This window comes from Pseudomonas sp. B21-021 (assembly GCF_024749205.1).
In the GTDB taxonomy this organism is placed as follows: domain Bacteria; phylum Pseudomonadota; class Gammaproteobacteria; order Pseudomonadales; family Pseudomonadaceae; genus Aquipseudomonas; species Aquipseudomonas paraglycinae.
Genome location: NZ_CP087192.1, coordinates 4,048,745 through 4,065,970 on the forward strand (window position 1 = coordinate 4,048,745; position 17,226 = coordinate 4,065,970).

At 60.5% G+C, this 17,226-nt stretch carries 20 protein-coding genes; 8 read left to right on the top strand and 12 right to left on the bottom strand.

Annotation, left to right across the window (positions count from 1 at the left end):
* The first annotated feature begins 15 nt into the window (after positions 1–15).
* Both LOY31_RS18085 and LOY31_RS18090 read left to right on the top strand, forming a co-directional pair.
* Positions 16–582 (top strand): chorismate mutase, encoded by a 567-nt coding sequence (locus tag LOY31_RS18085; protein WP_221533715.1) that lies wholly within the window; start codon positions 16–18, stop codon positions 580–582.
* A gap of 126 nt (positions 583–708) precedes the next feature.
* Positions 709–1,032 (top strand): hypothetical protein, encoded by a 324-nt coding sequence (locus LOY31_RS18090; RefSeq protein WP_221533714.1) that lies wholly within the window; start codon positions 709–711, stop codon positions 1,030–1,032.
* Positions 1,033–1,093: 61 nt separating this feature from the next.
* Here the strand turns inward: LOY31_RS18090 and LOY31_RS18095 are convergent, their stop codons facing one another.
* Entirely contained in the window at positions 1,094–1,570 is a 477-nt protein-coding gene (locus LOY31_RS18095; protein WP_127798657.1) for an Hcp family type VI secretion system effector, read from the bottom strand.
* Positions 1,571–1,838: 268 nt separating this feature from the next.
* Here LOY31_RS18095 and LOY31_RS18100 point away from each other — a divergent pair, with 268 nt between their 5' ends.
* Positions 1,839–2,201: a hypothetical protein gene (locus LOY31_RS18100; RefSeq protein ID WP_221533713.1), complete on the top strand. Its 363-nt coding sequence runs from the start codon at positions 1,839–1,841 to the stop codon at positions 2,199–2,201.
* Between the two features lie 73 nt (positions 2,202–2,274).
* On the opposite strand, the gene LOY31_RS18105 is transcribed toward LOY31_RS18100, so the two are convergent.
* The 3 genes from LOY31_RS18105 to LOY31_RS18115 form a co-directional block, all read right to left on the bottom strand.
* The gene (locus LOY31_RS18105; protein ID WP_127798661.1) at positions 2,275–2,610 is read right to left on the bottom strand and encodes a hypothetical protein; all 336 of its coding nucleotides are present in this window, start codon (positions 2,608–2,610) and stop codon (positions 2,275–2,277) included.
* Between the two features lie 102 nt (positions 2,611–2,712).
* The gene (locus LOY31_RS18110; protein ID WP_221533712.1) at positions 2,713–3,801 is read right to left on the bottom strand and encodes a polyamine ABC transporter substrate-binding protein; all 1,089 of its coding nucleotides are present in this window, start codon (positions 3,799–3,801) and stop codon (positions 2,713–2,715) included.
* A gap of 51 nt (positions 3,802–3,852) precedes the next feature.
* Positions 3,853–5,154 carry an FAD-binding oxidoreductase gene (locus tag LOY31_RS18115; protein ID WP_258711984.1) on the bottom strand — a complete coding sequence of 434 codons (1,302 nt, stop codon included), beginning with the start codon at positions 5,152–5,154 and terminating at the stop codon, positions 3,853–3,855.
* 159 nt (positions 5,155–5,313) lie between these two features.
* On the opposite strand from LOY31_RS18115, the gene LOY31_RS18120 reads away from it, so the two are divergent.
* Complete coding sequence (locus LOY31_RS18120; RefSeq protein ID WP_221533710.1) at positions 5,314–6,198, top strand: LysR substrate-binding domain-containing protein; 885 nt, start codon at positions 5,314–5,316, stop codon at positions 6,196–6,198.
* A 52-nt stretch (positions 6,199–6,250) separates the two neighbouring features.
* On the opposite strand, the gene LOY31_RS18125 is transcribed toward LOY31_RS18120, so the two are convergent.
* Positions 6,251–6,634, bottom strand: coding sequence for a c-type cytochrome (locus tag LOY31_RS18125; RefSeq protein ID WP_221533709.1), 384 nt, complete (start codon positions 6,632–6,634; stop codon positions 6,251–6,253).
* Between the two features lie 55 nt (positions 6,635–6,689).
* Positions 6,690–8,021, bottom strand: a complete 1,332-nt coding sequence (locus tag LOY31_RS18130; RefSeq protein WP_258711985.1) for a PLP-dependent aminotransferase family protein — start codon at positions 8,019–8,021, stop codon at positions 6,690–6,692.
* An 89-nt stretch (positions 8,022–8,110) separates the two neighbouring features.
* On the opposite strand from LOY31_RS18130, the gene LOY31_RS18135 reads away from it, so the two are divergent.
* Positions 8,111–9,004 (top strand): DMT family transporter, encoded by an 894-nt coding sequence (locus LOY31_RS18135; RefSeq protein ID WP_258711986.1) that lies wholly within the window; start codon positions 8,111–8,113, stop codon positions 9,002–9,004.
* Between the two features lie 3 nt (positions 9,005–9,007).
* Here LOY31_RS18135 and LOY31_RS18140 read toward each other — a convergent pair whose 3' ends face one another.
* Entirely contained in the window at positions 9,008–9,829 is an 822-nt protein-coding gene (locus LOY31_RS18140; protein ID WP_258711987.1) for an AraC family transcriptional regulator, read from the bottom strand.
* A gap of 134 nt (positions 9,830–9,963) precedes the next feature.
* On the opposite strand from LOY31_RS18140, the gene LOY31_RS18145 reads away from it, so the two are divergent.
* A complete protein-coding gene (locus tag LOY31_RS18145) occupies positions 9,964–10,482 on the top strand; it encodes a carboxymuconolactone decarboxylase family protein (RefSeq protein ID WP_258711988.1) in 519 nt (172 codons plus the stop codon).
* A gap of 19 nt (positions 10,483–10,501) precedes the next feature.
* Here LOY31_RS18145 and LOY31_RS18150 read toward each other — a convergent pair whose 3' ends face one another.
* The gene (locus LOY31_RS18150) at positions 10,502–11,947 is read right to left on the bottom strand and encodes a SulP family inorganic anion transporter (protein WP_258711989.1); all 1,446 of its coding nucleotides are present in this window, start codon (positions 11,945–11,947) and stop codon (positions 10,502–10,504) included.
* Between the two features lie 174 nt (positions 11,948–12,121).
* On the opposite strand from LOY31_RS18150, the gene LOY31_RS18155 reads away from it, so the two are divergent.
* Positions 12,122–12,418 (top strand): hypothetical protein, encoded by a 297-nt coding sequence (locus LOY31_RS18155; protein WP_258711990.1) that lies wholly within the window; start codon positions 12,122–12,124, stop codon positions 12,416–12,418.
* 5 nt (positions 12,419–12,423) lie between these two features.
* Here LOY31_RS18155 and LOY31_RS18160 read toward each other — a convergent pair whose 3' ends face one another.
* Positions 12,424–12,882 (bottom strand): GNAT family N-acetyltransferase, encoded by a 459-nt coding sequence (locus LOY31_RS18160; RefSeq protein ID WP_258711991.1) that lies wholly within the window; start codon positions 12,880–12,882, stop codon positions 12,424–12,426.
* Between the two features lie 124 nt (positions 12,883–13,006).
* Between LOY31_RS18160 and LOY31_RS18165 the strand changes: the two genes are divergently transcribed.
* Positions 13,007–13,648 carry a TetR/AcrR family transcriptional regulator gene (locus LOY31_RS18165; protein ID WP_041475350.1) on the top strand — a complete coding sequence of 214 codons (642 nt, stop codon included), beginning with the start codon at positions 13,007–13,009 and terminating at the stop codon, positions 13,646–13,648.
* 9 nt (positions 13,649–13,657) lie between these two features.
* Here the strand turns inward: LOY31_RS18165 and LOY31_RS18170 are convergent, their stop codons facing one another.
* From LOY31_RS18170 to ggt, 3 genes are all read right to left on the bottom strand, one after another.
* Positions 13,658–14,677, bottom strand: a complete 1,020-nt coding sequence (locus LOY31_RS18170; protein ID WP_007958244.1) for a lysozyme inhibitor LprI family protein — start codon at positions 14,675–14,677, stop codon at positions 13,658–13,660.
* A gap of 109 nt (positions 14,678–14,786) precedes the next feature.
* Complete coding sequence (locus LOY31_RS18175; RefSeq protein WP_258711992.1) at positions 14,787–15,320, bottom strand: cysteine hydrolase family protein; 534 nt, start codon at positions 15,318–15,320, stop codon at positions 14,787–14,789.
* A gap of 66 nt (positions 15,321–15,386) precedes the next feature.
* Positions 15,387–17,114 carry a gamma-glutamyltransferase gene (gene ggt / locus LOY31_RS18180; protein WP_221533701.1) on the bottom strand — a complete coding sequence of 576 codons (1,728 nt, stop codon included), beginning with the start codon at positions 17,112–17,114 and terminating at the stop codon, positions 15,387–15,389.
* Between the last annotated feature and the right edge of the window lie 112 nt (positions 17,115–17,226).

Below are 17,226 nucleotides of genomic sequence, written 5' to 3' on the forward strand. Positions count from 1 at the left end.
AAGTGAATCCCTCCCATGCGCCGTTCCCCGTTTCTGCTGAGTTGCACCCTATTGACCGCTCTGGCGACGACCGTCCACGCCGGCCCCGCGCCCTCGCCCGAAGTCGTGCAAGGATTGGTGAACACCCTGAACGAACGCCTGAACATCGGCGACCTCGTCGCCCTGACCAAATGGGACAGCGGCAAGCCGATCCAGGACAGTCCCCGTGAGGCGCAGGTGATCGACAACGCCCGCAAGCTGGCCGCCGAACGCAAGCTCGACCCGGAAGACGTCGCGCAGTTGATCGCCGCACAGATGGAGGCCAACAAACTGGTGCAATACGGTTTGCTCGCACAGTGGCAGGCAGCCGGTGCCGCGCCGGACACGCCGCGCCCGGATCTGGGCAAGCAGATTCGACCGCGTCTGGATGAGTTGCAAACCCGTCTGCTGCAGCAATACGCCGACTTCACGCCCTATCGCCACGACCGGAACTGCCCGGCGTGGCTGGCCAAGGCGCGCACCGGTCTGACCCGTGATGCGCTGCATGAACTGGCCCTGACCCGCGCCACCGGAGAACTGTGCATTCGGTCGCTGGTGCCCTAGAACAAGGGTCTTGGCATTCATTGCTGGCGTCGATAGTCACCATCAGTTCAATGAAGTTCTCATAAAAAATCCGCGGCGTAACATCGGCTCCATACCAAACAAACAACACCCTTGGAGCACACGATCATGAAACGCCAAATCCTTCTCGGCATCGCTTTCTCGGTTCTTGCAGTCAACGCTTTTGCAGCCAAACCCGCCCACACCATGATCGCCGAAGGCGGTTCGGATCGGTTGATTGAAAGTCGCTTGGCCGAGGGTGGATCGGATCGTTTGATCGAACGCCGTGTAGCTGAAGGTGGCGCTGATCGTCTGATCGAACGTCGTGTGGCTGAAGGTGGCGCTGATCGTCTGATCGAACGTCGTGTGGCTGAAGGTGGCGCTGATCGTCTGATCGAACGTCGTGTGGCTGAAGGTGGTTCCGACCGTCTGATCGAACGCCGCGTTGCATAAGTAAGCAGCGCATATAGAAAAACCCGGCCTGATCAGCCGGGCTTTTCTTTGCCTGCCTTATTCACTCCTCGGCGTCCCAGAAACTGTAACTACTGGTGCCCGCCAGATGATGGGTCCAGGTGATATCGCGATAGCGGATGGCGATGCGCTCCTGTGGAGCAACGTCGTTTTGCTGGATGGCATGGGGAACGTCCAGGGTGATGTCGGCAATCACTCCCCCGCCGATCTTTATCGTGAAGTACTTTTCCTCGATGCCATACGGCGAAGTTCTATAGAAGCTGACAGAGCAGTCGATTTCCTCTCTGTTGGAGAGTGCCCGCGCCAACAAAGGCGAAGACGGGTCAATCCACTTGGTGATTGCGACAGGACTGTGGATCAGTTTGTCGGTGTTCATCCGATTGTGGGCGAAAGCCAGCACTCGGATTTCATCGTCATGTCCGGCCTGACCTTTGTTGTCCAGAGTGTCCGGTGTCGAGCACCCTGCCGAAATAAGTCCTTGAGTTTTCCCTTCGATGGTCATGTAACTGTGATTGGCCATACCTGTCACTCCTTGTGCAAGAGCAACAGATTAGTGGATGTAACCATCACTTTATGTAGGGTGCTTCCGAAAGTGAAAGTCGTTAACTGACAGACACTTCCCATAACTTCAAGCGTGTTTTAACCGCGACATCGTTCAACTGTTTACTATCGATTTCGCTGCATCGCCTGCGTCGATAGTCACCATCAGCGCAATGAAGTTCTCTTAAAAAATTCCCGGCGTAACATCAGCTCCATACCCAACAAACAACACCCCGGAGCACACGATCATGAAACGCCAAATCCTTCTCGGCATCGCTTTCTCGGTTCTTGCAGTCAACGCTTTTGCAGCCAAACCCGCCCACACCATGATCGCCGAAGGCGGTTCGGACCGGTTGATTGAAAGTCGTTTGGCCGAGGGTGGTTCGGATCGTTTGATCGAACGTCGCGTTGCTGAAGGTGGCTCCGATCGTCTGATCGAACGCCGCGTCGCTGAAGGTGGTTCCGACCGTCTGATCGAACGCCGCGTCGCTGAAGGTGGCTCCGATCGTCTGATCGAACGCCGCGTTGCTGAAGGTGGTTCGGATCGTCTGATCGAACGCCGCGTCGCTGAAGGTGGTTCCGACCGTCTGATCGAACGCCGCGTCGCATGAGTCAAACGCTCTACCGCTGCACAAACAAAAAGCCCGGCCTGATCAGCCGGGCTTTTTCACGTCCAACCGGTACTTATTGAACGGTTTTCAGTTTGACCACGTCACCGGAGATCTTGGTGGTGTAACCGGTCAGAACCCATGCCCAGAACCAGTTTTCCTGAACCTGGGTGTTGATCATGGCGTCGCCGCCCTTGGCTTTGATCGCGGCAGTCTGGGCGCGCACGAAGCGGTTGTTCTGCTGGATCGGGATGACGCCGAACAGCAGCAGACCGGTGGCGGTGGCTTCGCTGTGGCCAATCACGGTGTATTGGCTGCTGTCGTATTGTTTAGTGTTCATCGGGGTGCCGGTGCAACCTGCCAGAACCGCACCGATCAGGGCGGCGGCGACGACTTTGCTGAGGTATTTCACTTCAAGACTCCATGGGAAAACGCCCGGGATCCGTCTCTCGGGCGGCGCGCACTTTACCGCAAGTGATGGCGCATTAGTATCAAACCAGGCCATGTTTCATATTCAAGTGTTGGTTTTAAGCCGGGTCCACAAGCGTGTCGTCAGTCGGGCAATCGCCGCCGGCAGTTCTTCCACGGTGAACAACTTGTCCATCACCGCTTTCGGCGGATAGATCGCGAGATCCTGTTTCACCGCCGGCGTCAGTAACTCATCGACCGCCACGTTGGGGTTGGCGTAGTGAATGCTGTTGCTGATATTGGCGATCACCTTCGGCTCAAGCAGATAGTTCATGTAGGCGTAGCCATTCTTTTCGTGGGGCGCGTTTTTCGGCATGACCACCATGTCGAACCACAGGGTCGTGCCTTCTTCGGGAATCGAATAAGCGATGTCGATACCGTTCTTCGCTTCCCGGGCACTGGCCGCCGCCTGCACAACATCACCATTGAATCCAATCACCGCGCAAACATTCCCGTTGGCCAGATCGCTGATGTACTTGGACGTATGGAAGTACTGCACGTATGGGCGAATCTTGAACAAGGCGGCTTCGGCCTTTTTGTAATCCGCCGGTTCGTGGCTGTGCGGCGGCAAGCCCAGATAGTTGAGCGTGATCGGCAACACTTGCGTCGGGTTGTCGATGATCGCTACACCGCACTGGCTCAACTTCTTGATGTTGTCCTCTTCGAAAAACAGCTTCCACGAACGCGTGACATCGGTGTTGCCGAAGATCGCCTTGATCTTCTCGACGTTGTAGCCGATACCGGCGGTACCCCACATGTACGGATAACCGTATTGATTGCCCGGATCGTTGACTTCAAGTTTCTGCATCAACTGCGGATCGAGATTCTTCCAGTTCGGCAGCTGCGACTTGTCGAGTTTCTGGATGGCGCCCGCCTTGATCAGCCGCGACAGAAAGTGGTTCGACGGGCTGACCACGTCGTAACCGGTATTGCCGGTCATCAACTTCGATTCCAGCACTTCATTGCTGTCGTGGATGTCGTAAGTGGTCTTTATGCCGGTGTCTTTGGTGAAGTTCGCCAGGGTGTCGTCGGCGATGTAACTGCTCCAGTTGGAGATGTTGACGGTTTCATCGGCCAGGGCGAACGAGGAACCGGTGGCGAGCAAGACCGCCAGGGAAAGTGTGTGGACGCGCATGTTCTGTCACCTGAATTGAGTGGCTTTTGTTCTTGTGGGATGTGCGAATTTTCAGATTTCTGTTCTGGCCCTGACCGCCTCCACGCGCATGCGCACCATGGCGCCGATATCGAAGAAAGGTCGCGGCGGCAGCCAGCCGGGCTGGGCCCGTTGCCTTACCGATTGCAGCAGTGGCGAATCGACGCCGCATGCCAGTTCCGCCAGCAGTCGCCCCCACAAGGTTCCGCGCGCCACGCCCGAGCCGTTGCAACCGGCGACGGCAAACACGCCCTCTTCCACCTGGTCGAAATACGCCTGACCGCTGCGGGTCGCGCTCAAATGGCCGGTCCAGGTGTATTGGATGTCGTGCTCGCCGAGGAACGGAAAGCGCCGTTGCAAACCCCGGACATGGTGTTGACGACGCAGCGCAAGTTCGCTGCTGGAGAGGTCCCGCGTGCGGTATTCGGCGGTGTTGCGGATCATCACCCGGCGATCCGGCGTCAGCCGAACCGTGGCGCCCAGCGGACGGGTCGACAGCACGCCCCACGGTTCGACGGCGCCGATGGCGGCGAACTCCTGGTCCGTGAGCGGGCGCGTGAGGCTGGCGCTCAGCTCCATCGGAAACGTGGCGCTGTCATCGATGCCGACCCGTGGAATGAATGCGTTCAGGCAGACCAGTACTTTTCCTGCCTCGATGCTGCCATCAAGTGAATTGGCCCGAATCCGACCCTGACCCAAACGTTCGAGCCCCGTGATATCGGTGTTTTCGTACACGGTGACATTGCCCGGAAGCGCATCGAGCAAGCCCTTCACGTATTTGGCCGGTTGCAGCAACGCGTTGCCGTTGCCGCACCAGATCGCAGCCTGATAGTGACGGGTGCCAAGTTTTCGGCTCAGTTCTTCGCCTTGCAAAAACTCCGCGCGGGCACCGAGCACCCGCAGTGTGGCGAGTTTGGCATCGACCTGATTGAGCTTGGCCGGATCGTTGACCGCAAAGAAATAGCCGCTGTCCCGAAAGTCGCAATCGATGGCGTGCCGGGCAATGCGCTGTCGGACTTCTTCACTGGCCGCGCGGGAAATCATCGTGTCGACTTCAAATCCGGCAAAGCCCTGCCCGCCGATCAATTCGTTGTCCGTCGGATGTTCATGGGCGACGACAAAACCCGAATTGCGCGCCGAAGCGCCCTGCGCCGCTCGCTGACGATCAACCACGACAATCCGTGACTGCGGGTGCATTTCGGCCAGATTATGGGCAGCGCTGAGACCGGTAATCCCGGCGCCGATCACCAGCCAATCGGCCTTTTGCGCGCCGCTCAGGCGATCCCGCTGCGCAGCGCTTGCGGTTTGCGCGATCCAGCCACTGACATTTTCCATGCATCACCTCATTCGACGGTCATTCGGCGGCTTGCCTTCCACCATGGCCATGCGTGAATCGCATGCCCACGTTGTGAAGATCACCACCAGAGCTAGAATCTATAAGGTCTTCGAACGCCTCACCAACGCTAAGAAATCATCGAGCCATTCGGAAAACGCATGGATAAAATTCGCCACGTCCCGTCGCTGCAAGCCATGCAGGCGCTGGTAGAGGTCGCCAACTCCGGCAGCTTCACCCTGGCCGCGCAGAAGCTGTGCCTGACTCAAAGCGCCGTCAGCCGGCAGATCCAGCAGCTGGAAAGCCACTTCAACGTCCCGTTGTTCTTGCGCACCAGCCGCAGCCTGCGCCTGACCCCGGAAGGCGAGCAGGTTCTGGCCAGCGCGCGGAGCATTTTCGAGCAGCTGAAAACCCTCGAAGAACGCCTGACACCGCAGAAACGCCCGTTCCGCATTCGCATGCATGTGTCGTTGGCGGTGCGCTGGCTGTTGCCCAAACTCAGCGACTTTTACCTGCGTCATCCCGAGGTTTCGCTGGCCATCGAAACCGTCGCCACCGAAATCGTCGAACCGACCAGCGACAGTGACGCCTACATCCTTTACTTGCCGACCGAATCGAGCGATCCGGATTGCCTGACCCTGTTTCAGGAAACCCTGGTGCCGGTCTGCGCCCCGAGCCTTGCCGATGCGCCGCGCTCAGTGGAAGAACTGCTGCGCTTCCCGCTGCTGCATCGCTCGGCGGATCGTCAGGCGTGGATCGAATGGCTGGCGGCGAACGACGGCAAACCGCTGGAGGATTACCGGCATATCCCGTTCAACCTCGATGAACTGGCACTGGATGCGGCGGCGCGGGGATTGGGCGTCGCAGTGACGGACATGACGCTGGCGGCGGAATCCATCGAGCGCGGCGTGCTGGTGGTGCCGTTCGGGCAACCGCTGAAAACCGGGGGGATTTACTCGTTGTGCTTGCAGCCGTCGGCGGCTGCGCATCCGGCTTGTGCGGTGGTGATGGGGTGGTTTGCCGGGCAGGCCGAGCGCGCGACATGAGTGCCGTCGTCACGCGGGAGCTGCCTTGAGCAGCTCCCGCACCGGATCTTCATTACTGAGAAAACGTCTGCAGATACGCCAACAGATTATCGATCTTCTCCTCGTCACTCAGTCCCCAGAAGATCATCCGCGTCCCCGGCACCACGCCCTTCGGATCCTTCAGATACGCCGTCAGCGTTTCACGGTTCCAGGTCAGGCCGGAGTTTTTCATCGCGTCGGAATACACGTAATTCGCCGACGTCCCGGCCGGGCGACCGATGATACCGTTGAGTTCCGGGCCGAAGCCCGGGCGGGCGGATTCGCCGACCTGGTGGCAGCCGCCGCACAGGCGCGGGAAGATTTTTGCGCCGGCCTCGGCGTCCCCGGCAGCCAGTGCTGGCGTGCTGAGCAGGCCTGCGTTGAGGATCAGGGCGAACGTTAATGCAGCGTTTTTCATCAGGGTTTTCCAGATCGTCGGCGGCGCCAAGGGTAATCGTGCGCGGCAAGTTGCGCTACAGGTAGGCGCCCACGACCTTGCGGACTTTGAGCAAGGCTTGACGCAGGACAAGCATGTCCACCGAGCCCAGCGCCAGACGAATCGCGTGGGGCACATGGGTAGACACGGTGAAAGGTTCGGCGGTGGTAACGGAAACCTGTTCCTGCATCAATTCGACCACGATGTGGTCGGCCCGCACATCTTCCGGCAGCGGCAACCAAAGGAAATATGAAGAGGAATGGCCCACGGTTGGGAGGCCTTCCAGAATCTGCGTAGCCAGAGCTTGCCGGGCCCGGGCGTCGCTGCGCTTTTGTGCTTCGAGCAAGGTGACGGTGCCGTCGTCGAGCCAGCCGCAGGCGATGGCGGTCATCACGCCGGGGGTGTTCCAGGTGGTCGCGCGGATGATCCGTTCCAGCGCCGCCACCTGCTCGACCGGCGCGGCGATGAAGCCGACACGCAGGCCGGTGGCGATGTTTTTCGACAGGCCCGACACGTAGACCGTGCGCTCCGGTGCCAGATCGGCCAACGGGGGCGGTGGGTTATCGACCAGAAAGGCGTAGGCCGCATCCTCGATGATCGTCAGATCATGCCGGCGGGCAATCTCGATCAAATCCTCACGTTGCTCCAAAGGCATCACCCAGCCCAGTGGGTTGTGCAGGGTCGGCATGCTGTAAACCGCACGCACGGGTCGTTGGCGGCAGAGTTTGTCTAAGGCCGCCAGATCGGGGCCCTGCTCATTGACGGGAATCGCCACCACTTCCAGGTGCAGCGCTTCGGCCAGCACTTTGAATCCCGAATAGGTCAACGCGTCGGCAGCGATCACATCGCCGGGCTTGAGTAGCGCCATCAGCGTCACCGCCAGCCCTTGCTGGGCGCCGTTGACGATCAGCACCTGCTCGGCCTCGACACTCAAACCCCGCATTTGCAGATGCCGCGCCACCGAGGCCCGTTCATGCTGGCGACCGGCGTGGGGCTGATAACGCAGCAGCGCTTCGAGGTCACCGGACAGCGCGAGTTGCCGCAACGCGGTGCGCAGCAGCTCGGCCTGCCCCGGCAATGACGGGTAGTTGAAGTTGAGGTCGATCATGCCGACCGCGACGTCTTTCTGGTCGATGCCCTGCCCCGGCAACAACGACGTTTCCCGCACAAACGTGCCGCGCCCGGCTTCGCCGCTGACCAGGCCCATGGCCTCAAGTTCGGCGTACACCCGCGAAGCCGTGACCAGCGCCAGCCCTTCGCTCGCTGCCAGTTGCCGATGAGTCGGCAAGCGAGTGCCGGGCAGCAGACGACCGCTGCGAATGTCCGCCGCGTAGGTGTCGACGAGGGTCTTGTAACGGGAGCGCGGCATGTCGGGCTGTATCCATGACAATTCTTTGATTGTCCTGATTCTCGTCCCTAGGATTGTTTCAACGCAACCCACCACTGAGCGCAATGCGTATGGAACGAACCACCCAACTCGGCACCCCGGCCCTGGAAAAAACCAGCGGCTGGATCAATGGCTTCATCGGCGTTGTGATCTTCAGCGGCTCGCTGCCGGCCACGCGGCTGGCGGTGCTGGAATTCGACCCGGTATTTCTCACCGTCATCCGCGCGACCATCGCCGGCGCCCTGGCGTTGTGCCTGTTGCGGCTGTTTCGCGAACGACGCCCGGCGCGGGATCAATGGTTGTCATTGCTGATCGTCGCGCTGGGCGTGGTTGTGGGTTTCCCGTTGTTGACGGCCTTGGCGCTGCAATACGTGACGTCAGCGCATTCCATTGTGTTTGTAGGATTGCTGCCGCTGGCGACAGCGATTTTCGGCGTGCTGCGCGGCGGTGAACGGCCGCGTCCAGTGTTCTGGATTTTTTCGGTGCTGGGCAGTTCGCTGGTGGTCGGTTTTGCGATCTCACAAGGACTGACCGCCTCGCCCACCGGGGATCTGCTGATGCTGGCGGCGATTCTTGCCTGCGGCCTCGGTTATGCCGAAGGCGCAAAACTGTCGCGAACCCTCGGCGGCTGGCAGGTGATCTGCTGGGCGCTGGTGTTGTCGTTGCCGGTGATGGCCGTGCTGAGCGTGTGGCTGGCGCCCGCCTCATTCAGCGGTATCAGCGTGTCGGCATGGGTTTGCCTGGCGTACGTTTCGCTGTTCAGCATGCTGATCGGATTTGTGTTCTGGTATCGCGGGCTGGCTCAGGGCGGAATTGCGGCGGTCGGACAGCTGCAATTGCTACAGCCGTTTTTCGGCCTGGCACTGGCCGCGACTTTGCTGCATGAACATGTCAGCGTCGGCATGCTGGTGGTCACGCTGGGGGTGATCCTGTGCGTGGCCGGGGCGAAGAAATTCGCCAAATAGTCTTCAGCTCGCGCCGGATTTCCATTCTCGCGGGCTGAGCCCGGTCTTGCGACGAAACGCCCGGGCCAGCGCCGATGGACTTTCATAACCGACCTCTTCGGCGATCAACGCAATCGGCCGTCCCTCGCGCAGGCGTTTCTGCGCGAGGCTGATTCGCCAGTTCACCAGATAATCCACCGGCGTCTGCCCCACCACTCGCCGAAAGTGTTCGGCGAAACCGGCGCGGGACAGGTTGGCGGCGCTCGCCAGTTCGGCGACGCTCCAGGACTTCGCCGGTTGGTCGTGCATCAGGTTCAAGGCTCGGGAAATCTTCGGATCGGCCAATCCCGCCATCATGCCCGGCTGTTGGTTTCGACTGCTGATGAGGTGGCGCAGCAGCAGAATCACCAGCAATTCGAACAGCCGATCCATCACCGCTTCGCGCCCGCAGTGCCCATCGAAGGCTTCCTTGAACAGCCACTCCAGGGTGTTGGCCATTTCCGGCAGGTCGGCGAGTTTCAGCACCAGATAGTCCGGCAGCGCTGCCGCCAAAGCATTGCCCGCGCCGCCGTCGAAGGTCAGAGAAGCGCACACCAGTTGCGTGCCCATGGCTTCGTTGGCGAACAAGCGATGGGCCATGGGGCGCGGGAAAAAGATCAGGGTCGGTTCGTTGAGCGAGATTTCAGGATCATTACCCGGTTTGAGCAACAACTCGCCCGCCTGCAACAGATGCACATGCCCGCACACCTGATCACCGCCGTAGGCGCTCACCCCGCAAAACGTGCCGCTGTGAAAGGTGCCGGCATTGACGCCGAAATGGCTGAGCAACGTAGAAAGGCGATCCATGACTGATTCTCGCAAGGACAGGTTTGGACGATCTGTCGCATATCCTCGACGATTTGCACCCAAAGCACCAGTCGCGCTCCGTAGCATTCACTCCATCCCCGGCGCACTTTGCACCGGACTTTCGGAGAATCACCATGAGCCGCATCGCCCCTCTCAGCCTCGAAACCGCTACCGACGCCACTCGCCCGACACTTGAAGGCGTGCAGAAAAAAATCGGTTTCCTGCCGAACCTGTTCACGACCCTGGCCACTGCGCCCGTTGCGCTGGATGCCTACGTGCAAATCTCCGCCACATTGGGCAAGACTTCACTGAGCGCCAAGGAAAAAGAGGCGGTGTATCTGGCCACCTCGCAGGTCAACGGTTGCGACTATTGCCTGGCGGCGCACACCCTGTTCGCCAGCAAGGCCGGGCTGGCTGCAGAAGAAATCATCGAAGCGCGTCACGGTCGGCTGAATGCTTTTGCCACCCTCGCCCATCAACTGACCGAAACCCGTGGTCATCTGAGCGATGAGCAGATCGCCGCCGCCCGCGCCGCCGGCATCGACGACAAGAAGATCATCGAAGTGATCGCCGTCGTCGCCGCGCAAACCCTGACCAACTACCTGAACAACGTGGCGCTGACCGACATCGACTTCCCCGCCATCGATGCCTGACCAGTGACCGGGGTCGATCTCAGTCGTGATCGACCCCGGCGCGTTTCAGCAACTTCTTGCAGCGCTCGGACAGGTGAAACACCTGCAACTGCTTGCCGGCCTTGGCGTAGCGTTCACGCAGGGTTTTCAGCGCGGCGATGGCCGAATAATCGACAAAGCTCAGATGCCGGCAATCCAGCGTCACCCGTTCTGGGTCACTGGCCGGGTCGAACTGATTGAGAAACGGCGTGGTCGAGGCAAAAAACAGCGTGCCGTGCAGACGATAGAGTTTGCTGCCGTCCGCTTCCAGATACTCATCGGCGTACAGTTCGCGCGCTTGCTGCCAGGCAAAATTCAGCGCGGCAATGATGATCCCGCACAGCACTGCCGTCGCCAGATCGGTAAACACCGTGATGGTCGTTACCGCGATGATCACCAGCACATCGTTGAGCGGCACTTTGTTCAGCACCCGCAGCGAAGCCCAGGCAAACGTCTGCTGCGACACCACGAACATCACCCCCACCAGCGCCGCCAGCGGAATCCGCTCGATCAGCGGCGACAGAAACAGAATGAACAGCAGAATCAACACGCCCGCTACCACGCCGGACAAACGCCCGCGCCCGCCAGAGCTGAGGTTGATCACGGTCTGGCCGATCATCGCGCAACCACCCATGCCGCCGAACGCACCGGAAACCACGTTTGCCGCGCCCAGTGCCACGCATTCGCGGTCCGGATAGCCACGGGTTTCGGTGATTTCGTCGGTAAGGTTGAGGGTCAGAAGGGTTTCCAGCAGGCCGACCAACGCCATCAGAATCGCGTAGGGCGCGATGATGCGCAGGGTGTCCAGCGTCCACGGGATGTCCGGCAGCGCGAACGTCGGCAGGCCGCCGGCGATGTGCGCCATGTCGCCGAGGGTGCGGGTTGGCAGGCCGAACAGGTAGACCAGCAATCCGACGCCGAGGATCGCCACCAGCGCCGGCGGCACGGCGCGGGTCAGGCGCGGCAGGATGTAGACGATGGCCATGGTCAGCAGCACCAGCCCGGTCATCAGGTACAGCGGCGTGCCGCTGAGCCACTGTTCACCGCTCTTGAAATGCTCCAGTTGCGCCAGCGCGATGATGATCGCCAGACCGTTGACGAACCCGAGCATCACCGGGTGCGGCACCATGCGCACCAGTTTGCCCAGCCGCAACAGCCCGAACGCCATCATGATCAAGCCGCCGAGCAACACCGTCGCCAACAGGTACTGCACGCCCTGCTGCACCACCAGCGCGACGATCACCACCGCCATCGAACCGGCCGCCCCGGAGACCATGCCGGGACGACCACCGAACAACGCGGTCAGCGTGCAAATGATGAAGGCGCCGTACAGGCCCATCAGCGGGTTGAGGTGAGCCACCAGCGCAAACGCAATGCATTCGGGCAACAGGGCAAACGAGGTGGTGAGTCCGGCCAGGACATCGGCGCGCAGACGAATCGGTTTCATGGCTTACCTGACAGAGCGGCCGACGGGCGCGGCCGCATGCATTTGCGCAAAAGAGCGCCGCGGAAAAAGAGGGTTGCAGATGTTACGCAAATGCCCCGGCGTGGGCCAGTGATCGCTGACAGGAACGGGTTGGCGCTCTATGCTTGCGCGCTTCATCGATCAACGGGGTTGAACATGTCACCGCTATCCACTCGCGAAGTCTGCCAGCGCTTGCGCGATGCTGCGTTGGAGGTTTGCGCGCTACAGCGTGTTGCGCAGGAATCCGGGCCCGGCCAGATCTCGGTCGAGATCGAAGGCTGGCAGCTGTTGCTCGACTTTGACGGTCAGCGCCTGCACCACTGCCTGCAATGCCGGTGCCCGGAAGATCGGGTGTGGCGACTCGACACGACTCAGCGTTTCGGCACCGACCTGGTCAGCCTGCTCAGCACCTGGGAGCTGGCGCAGATCGAGCGGTTGCTGAGGGCCGACTGAGCGGATCAGCCCTGCCGCAAGTCCAGCAGGTAGGTGTAATAGCCGGTGTCACGTACCCAACCGAGCGATTCGTACAAACCCTGGGCGGTGAAATTGTCGGTGGCGGTTTCCAGCACCAATCCCTTGGCGCCGGTTTCGACGGCGAAGTCGCGGGCGGTGTTCATCAATAGTCGCCCCACTCCACGGCCCCGGGCGGCCGGCGTGGTGAACAGGTCGCTGAGCAACCAGGTGCGATGGGCATCAATCGAGGAAAACGTCGGATACAGCTGCACGAATCCCAGCGCCTCACCGCTTTCATCCTCAACCAGAAAAATCGCCGATTCATTAAAGGCCATGCGTTCGGCGATGAAGGTCCGCGATTGCTCGAGATTTGACGGCTGGCCATAAAAACCGCGATAGGCGTCGAACAGCTTCGCCACCGCGTCGAGGTGAATCGTCGTGGCGCGCAGTGCCTGAAGGGTCATTGTCACTTTCCTGAGGTTACCGAAATTGAAACCAGCATAGCGCTGAGGAGCGAGTTCGCTGGCTTATTCGCTATATAGTTTTGTATATTGCGAACCCGAAATGGCCAGACCCTCCATGCCGTCCATGAGCAGCATCCGCGAACGCAACCAGCAACTGATCCTGGCCGCCGCCAGTGAAGAATTCGCCGCCAACGGCTTCGACGCGACCCAGACCCGCGACATCGCCGCCCGTGCCGGCGTGCCCAAGGCCAACCTGTATTACTACTTCCAGAGCAAGGAAAACCTTTACGGCAAAGTGCTGCTCGGCTTCGTCGAACCGTTGCTGGAAGCCTCGGCGGTGCTGCGCGAGAGTGATGATCCGCTGATCGGCCTGCGCGCCTACGTCGCCGCCCGTATCCGCATTGCCCGCGAGCATCCGGCGATCGCCAAGGTTTTCAGCGGAGAGTTGCTGCTCGGTGGCCGCCAGTTGCCCGACGAATGCCGCGACCTGCTGCACGGCGAGGCAAGGCGTAATGTTGAGTGTCTGCGCAGCTGGATCGACCGCGGGCTGCTGGCGCCGGTCGATCCAGAGCATCTGATGCTGTTTATCTGGTCGGCGACGCGCACCTATACCAACATTGGCTGGCAGATGGGGCGCATCACCGGGCGGGAGGTGCCGCAGGATGAGGATTATGCGGTGGCGGCGGAGACGATTACGCGGTTGGTGTTGAGCGGAGCGGTGTCCGAGCCGGTGAGTGATGTTCGCAGGTTGATGTTTGCGACCTGAACGGGAGAGTCAGGGCATCAGGTCCAGAGGTAGTGTCGCATCCCCCGCCAAACGTTCACGCCATGCCAGCAGCACATCAGGCACCCGCTTTTTCCATTTGGGAACGTTGGTGTAATACCGCGCCCTGACTTTGCGTTGCTCATCGAAAACCAATAACACCAGCCAAACTCGGCCGCCCGGCGCGCTCATCAGAATCGCCGCGTTGCTGGAAGCCAGGCCTCGCAGCCAGAACTCATTGACCTCCCCCCCCGGCACATCACCAGAGGTCTCGCCGGCTGCCATTGAGCCGCTATTTTGCAGCAGCGTCTGATAGTCATTTTTGAGCAACGTGCGTAATGCCAGATCTTCTTGCTGCGTACGCACAACGCCAAGGCTCAGCAAGTCGTATTCAATCGCGATCGGTTGGTCAGATGCCACATACCTTCCATCGTAGTAAACGCCCATCCCGCCACCACAAGCCCCCTCACCTCCGTCGGAATCAACATCCAGCAAACCGTTGAGCGCGCTGAACTTCAGGGTGCAGTTGCCTTCAGCGAAATGCGCTACGGCACCGTCAATTGTGGCCACACCGTCCATGTCACCAGAGTTGCCACCATTTGACGCAGAAACATCAAAGGCAATATGCGTGGCGTCCACACGCTTGGTTGTGACTTCTGCCGCCGATGAAACGCCCCACGGAATCATCTGCCAGGTGGCATCCCAGCTGAAAGGCTTGGCCACGTATTCAAGCGCTTTCAGACGCATCAAATATTCACGGCGCAGGCAGGAGCTATTGGCGGCACATTGATTGCGTTGTTTCAACCATGAACGCTGATCAGCCTTGAGCGCTTGCGGATCAGCAACCTGCACCACCGCTGTCCGCCAGAGCGCCCCGAGTTTTTCATCGAGACTCGAGGTATACGGATCCGCACAAACGGCTTTTTCAACCGGGCTGGAAGCGCCAGCACAGTCGAAACTGGCAGCGTGCGAGGAGGTAGCAAATACGAGAGAGGTCAGCAGCAAGGCGTGACGGAGATTGAAAGCGAGCATCGACAGATTCCATTCCTGAGGCGGCGGCAGTATGCCGGGCCCGGGCTGTCGATGCTCTGGATTTTTCACTGGTTGCTGGCGGACAACCGGGCTCTTGCGCAAGAAAGAGTCAGAATGTGATCCCGGCCGCCGGCTTCACATCGATCCGCGCCACGGAACCGGTCAGGTGCGCCCAGTCCTTGTTGTGTTCGGCGATGATGTCTTCGGCGCTCATGTTGCCGTTGTCGACGGTGGAGTGCGCATCGGCCGCCAGCTCCACGTCGTAGCCCAGTTGATGGGCCTGGCGCACGGTGGCGTTGACGCAGTAATCGGTTTGCAGACCGCAAATCACCAGGCGGTCGAAATCTTCCCGGGGGATCAGTTTCTGCAGGTTGGTCTGGTAGAACGAGTCGTTGGCGGTCTTGTCGACGCGCAGATCGCCGGGCGCAGTGGCCAGGCCGTCAGCCAGTTGCCAGCCTTCGGCACCGTGAGCTAACGGACTGTCCTTTTCGTTGTGCTGGATCAGCACCACCGGCACACCCGATTGACGCGCGCGGGCGCTGAGGCCGTTGATGGTATCGATCACCCGTTTGATGTTGTGGCATTCGTATTCGCCTGTGCACAGGGCGCGCTGGACATCGATGATCAGCAATGCGGTGGTCATGGTGAGCCTTCCTTGATCGGTCCTTGAGACAGGGGCGGACGTGTGCCCGCCCCCTTTTTACTCTGCTCAGTAACCCAATGACAACCCGGTGTTGCGCCGTGGATCGTTGGCGCCGTAGAAGCGGTTCTTGCCGACCGGTTTACCCCCCAGCGACGGTGCACCGACCAGAATCGCGGCGATGTGGTTGGCGTCCTGCGGGCCCGCGAACTTGTGGCCCCAGCTCTCGAGAATCTTCTTCGTGTCGGGGCTCGCGGCGAAGTCTTCGAGGTTGGTTTCCTCCGGCATCCACTGCTGGTGGAAGCGCGGCGCATCAACCGCTTCCTGCAGGCCCATGCCGTAGTCGATGACGTTGAGCATGGTCAGCAGGGTCGCGGTGATGATGCGACTGCCACCCGGCGTACCGACCACCATCACCACTTTGCCGTCCTTGGTGACGATAGTCGGGCTCATCGATGACAACGGAGCCTTGCCCGGAGCGATGGCGTTGGCTTCGCCTTGCACCAGGCCGTACATGTTCGGCACGCCGACCTTGGAGGTGAAGTCGTCCATTTCATCGTTGAGGATCACCCCGGTCTTGCTCGCCATCACGCCCGCACCGAACCAGTCGTTGAGGGTGTAGGTGACCGAGACCGCGTTGCCCCATTTGTCGACGATCGAATAGTGCGTGGTGTTGCTGCCCTCATGGGGGGCGACGCCGGGTTTGAGTTCTGCCGACACACCGGCCTTCTGCGGCTGGATCGCGTTACGCAGCTTGGTCGCGTAGTTCTTGTCCAGCAGGTGCTCGATCGGGTTCTTCACGAAATCCGGGTCGCCAAGATAGCTGTTGCGATCCACGTACGCGTGGCGCATTGCTTCGATCTGGTAGTGCATGCCCTGGGCCGAATGGAAGCCCAGATCCTTCATCGGATAGCCTTCGAGGATGTTCATGATCTGGCAGATCACCACCCCGCCGGAGCTTGGCGGCGGTGCGGACACAACGTGATAGCCGCGATAGTCGCACTCCACCGGGGCCAGTTCGCGGGTCTTGTATTTGTCGAGGTCGGCCTGGGTGATGATGCCCTTGTTGGCCTGGCTGGACGTGACGATCGCGTCGGCCACCCAGCCTTTGTAGAAACCGTCGGCGCCTTTTTCGGAAATGGTGCGCAGGGTCTTTCCCAGGTCCTTCTGCACCAGTTTCTGCCCGACCTGCATCGGCTCGCCGTTGCTCAGAAAGATCGCGCCGGAATCCTTGATGTCCTTCTTGAACACGTCGGTGGCGTACTCCAGCAACTCGACGTCGCCCTGTTCCAGCGCAAAACCTTCTTCGGCCAGTTTGATGGCCGGGGCAATCATTTCCTTGCGCGGTTTGGTGCCGTACTTGCTCAGCGCCAGCTCCATGCCGGACACGGTGCCCGGAACGCCGACCGCGAGGTGGCCACGGGTACTCAGGTCCGGGATGACGTTGCCGTCCTTGTCGAGGTACATGTTGGCCGTTGCGGCCAGCGGGGCTTTTTCGCGGAAGTCGAGGAAGGTCTTGCGCCCGTCCGCCAGTTGAATGGTCATGAAACCACCACCACCGAGGTTGCCCGCCGCCGGGTAAACCACCGCCAGTGCATAGCCCACGGCGACCGCCGCATCCACCGCGTTGCCGCCACTTTTCAACACGTCGACACCCACGTGAGTGGCCAGGTGCTGGGCGGTGACCACCATGCCGTTTTCGGCGGCGACCGGGGCAACCGAGGCGGCGTGGGCCATGAGGCAGCTGAGCGCCAATGAGGTCGCAATCAGCGATTTGGCAAAAGGTTCGTACTTCATGAGTCGGTCTCTTCTTTTTATAAGGTAGGAAAGCGCTTCAAGAGCATCAGCCAGTATGGCCGCGATTACGGTTTGCGCCTCCCCGATCCGGCAGTATGCTGGGCGCAGTTTT

Coding starts and splice junctions, on each gene's coding strand:
- LOY31_RS18125 (WP_221533709.1), bottom strand. CDS start 6,634: ATGAAAAACGCTGCATTAACGTTCGCCCTGATCCTCAACGCAGGCCTG.
- LOY31_RS18115 (WP_258711984.1), bottom strand. CDS start 5,154: ATGGAAAATGTCAGTGGCTGGATCGCGCAAACCGCAAGCGCTGCGCAG.
- LOY31_RS18085 (WP_221533715.1), top strand. CDS start 16: ATGCGCCGTTCCCCGTTTCTGCTGAGTTGCACCCTATTGACCGCTCTG.
- LOY31_RS18145 (WP_258711988.1), top strand. CDS start 9,964: ATGAGCCGCATCGCCCCTCTCAGCCTCGAAACCGCTACCGACGCCACT.
- LOY31_RS18175 (WP_258711992.1), bottom strand. CDS start 15,320: ATGACCACCGCATTGCTGATCATCGATGTCCAGCGCGCCCTGTGCACA.
- LOY31_RS18155 (WP_258711990.1), top strand. CDS start 12,122: ATGTCACCGCTATCCACTCGCGAAGTCTGCCAGCGCTTGCGCGATGCT.
- LOY31_RS18150 (WP_258711989.1), bottom strand. CDS start 11,947: ATGAAACCGATTCGTCTGCGCGCCGATGTCCTGGCCGGACTCACCACC.
- LOY31_RS18110 (WP_221533712.1), bottom strand. CDS start 3,801: ATGCGCGTCCACACACTTTCCCTGGCGGTCTTGCTCGCCACCGGTTCC.
- LOY31_RS18130 (WP_258711985.1), bottom strand. CDS start 8,021: ATGCCGCGCTCCCGTTACAAGACCCTCGTCGACACCTACGCGGCGGAC.
- LOY31_RS18135 (WP_258711986.1), top strand. CDS start 8,111: ATGGAACGAACCACCCAACTCGGCACCCCGGCCCTGGAAAAAACCAGC.
- LOY31_RS18095 (WP_127798657.1), bottom strand. CDS start 1,570: ATGGCCAATCACAGTTACATGACCATCGAAGGGAAAACTCAAGGACTT.
- ggt (WP_221533701.1), bottom strand. CDS start 17,114: ATGAAGTACGAACCTTTTGCCAAATCGCTGATTGCGACCTCATTGGCG.
- LOY31_RS18165 (WP_041475350.1), top strand. CDS start 13,007: ATGAGCAGCATCCGCGAACGCAACCAGCAACTGATCCTGGCCGCCGCC.
- LOY31_RS18160 (WP_258711991.1), bottom strand. CDS start 12,882: ATGACCCTTCAGGCACTGCGCGCCACGACGATTCACCTCGACGCGGTG.
- LOY31_RS18120 (WP_221533710.1), top strand. CDS start 5,314: ATGGATAAAATTCGCCACGTCCCGTCGCTGCAAGCCATGCAGGCGCTG.
- LOY31_RS18100 (WP_221533713.1), top strand. CDS start 1,839: ATGAAACGCCAAATCCTTCTCGGCATCGCTTTCTCGGTTCTTGCAGTC.
- LOY31_RS18170 (WP_007958244.1), bottom strand. CDS start 14,677: ATGCTCGCTTTCAATCTCCGTCACGCCTTGCTGCTGACCTCTCTCGTA.
- LOY31_RS18090 (WP_221533714.1), top strand. CDS start 709: ATGAAACGCCAAATCCTTCTCGGCATCGCTTTCTCGGTTCTTGCAGTC.
- LOY31_RS18140 (WP_258711987.1), bottom strand. CDS start 9,829: ATGGATCGCCTTTCTACGTTGCTCAGCCATTTCGGCGTCAATGCCGGC.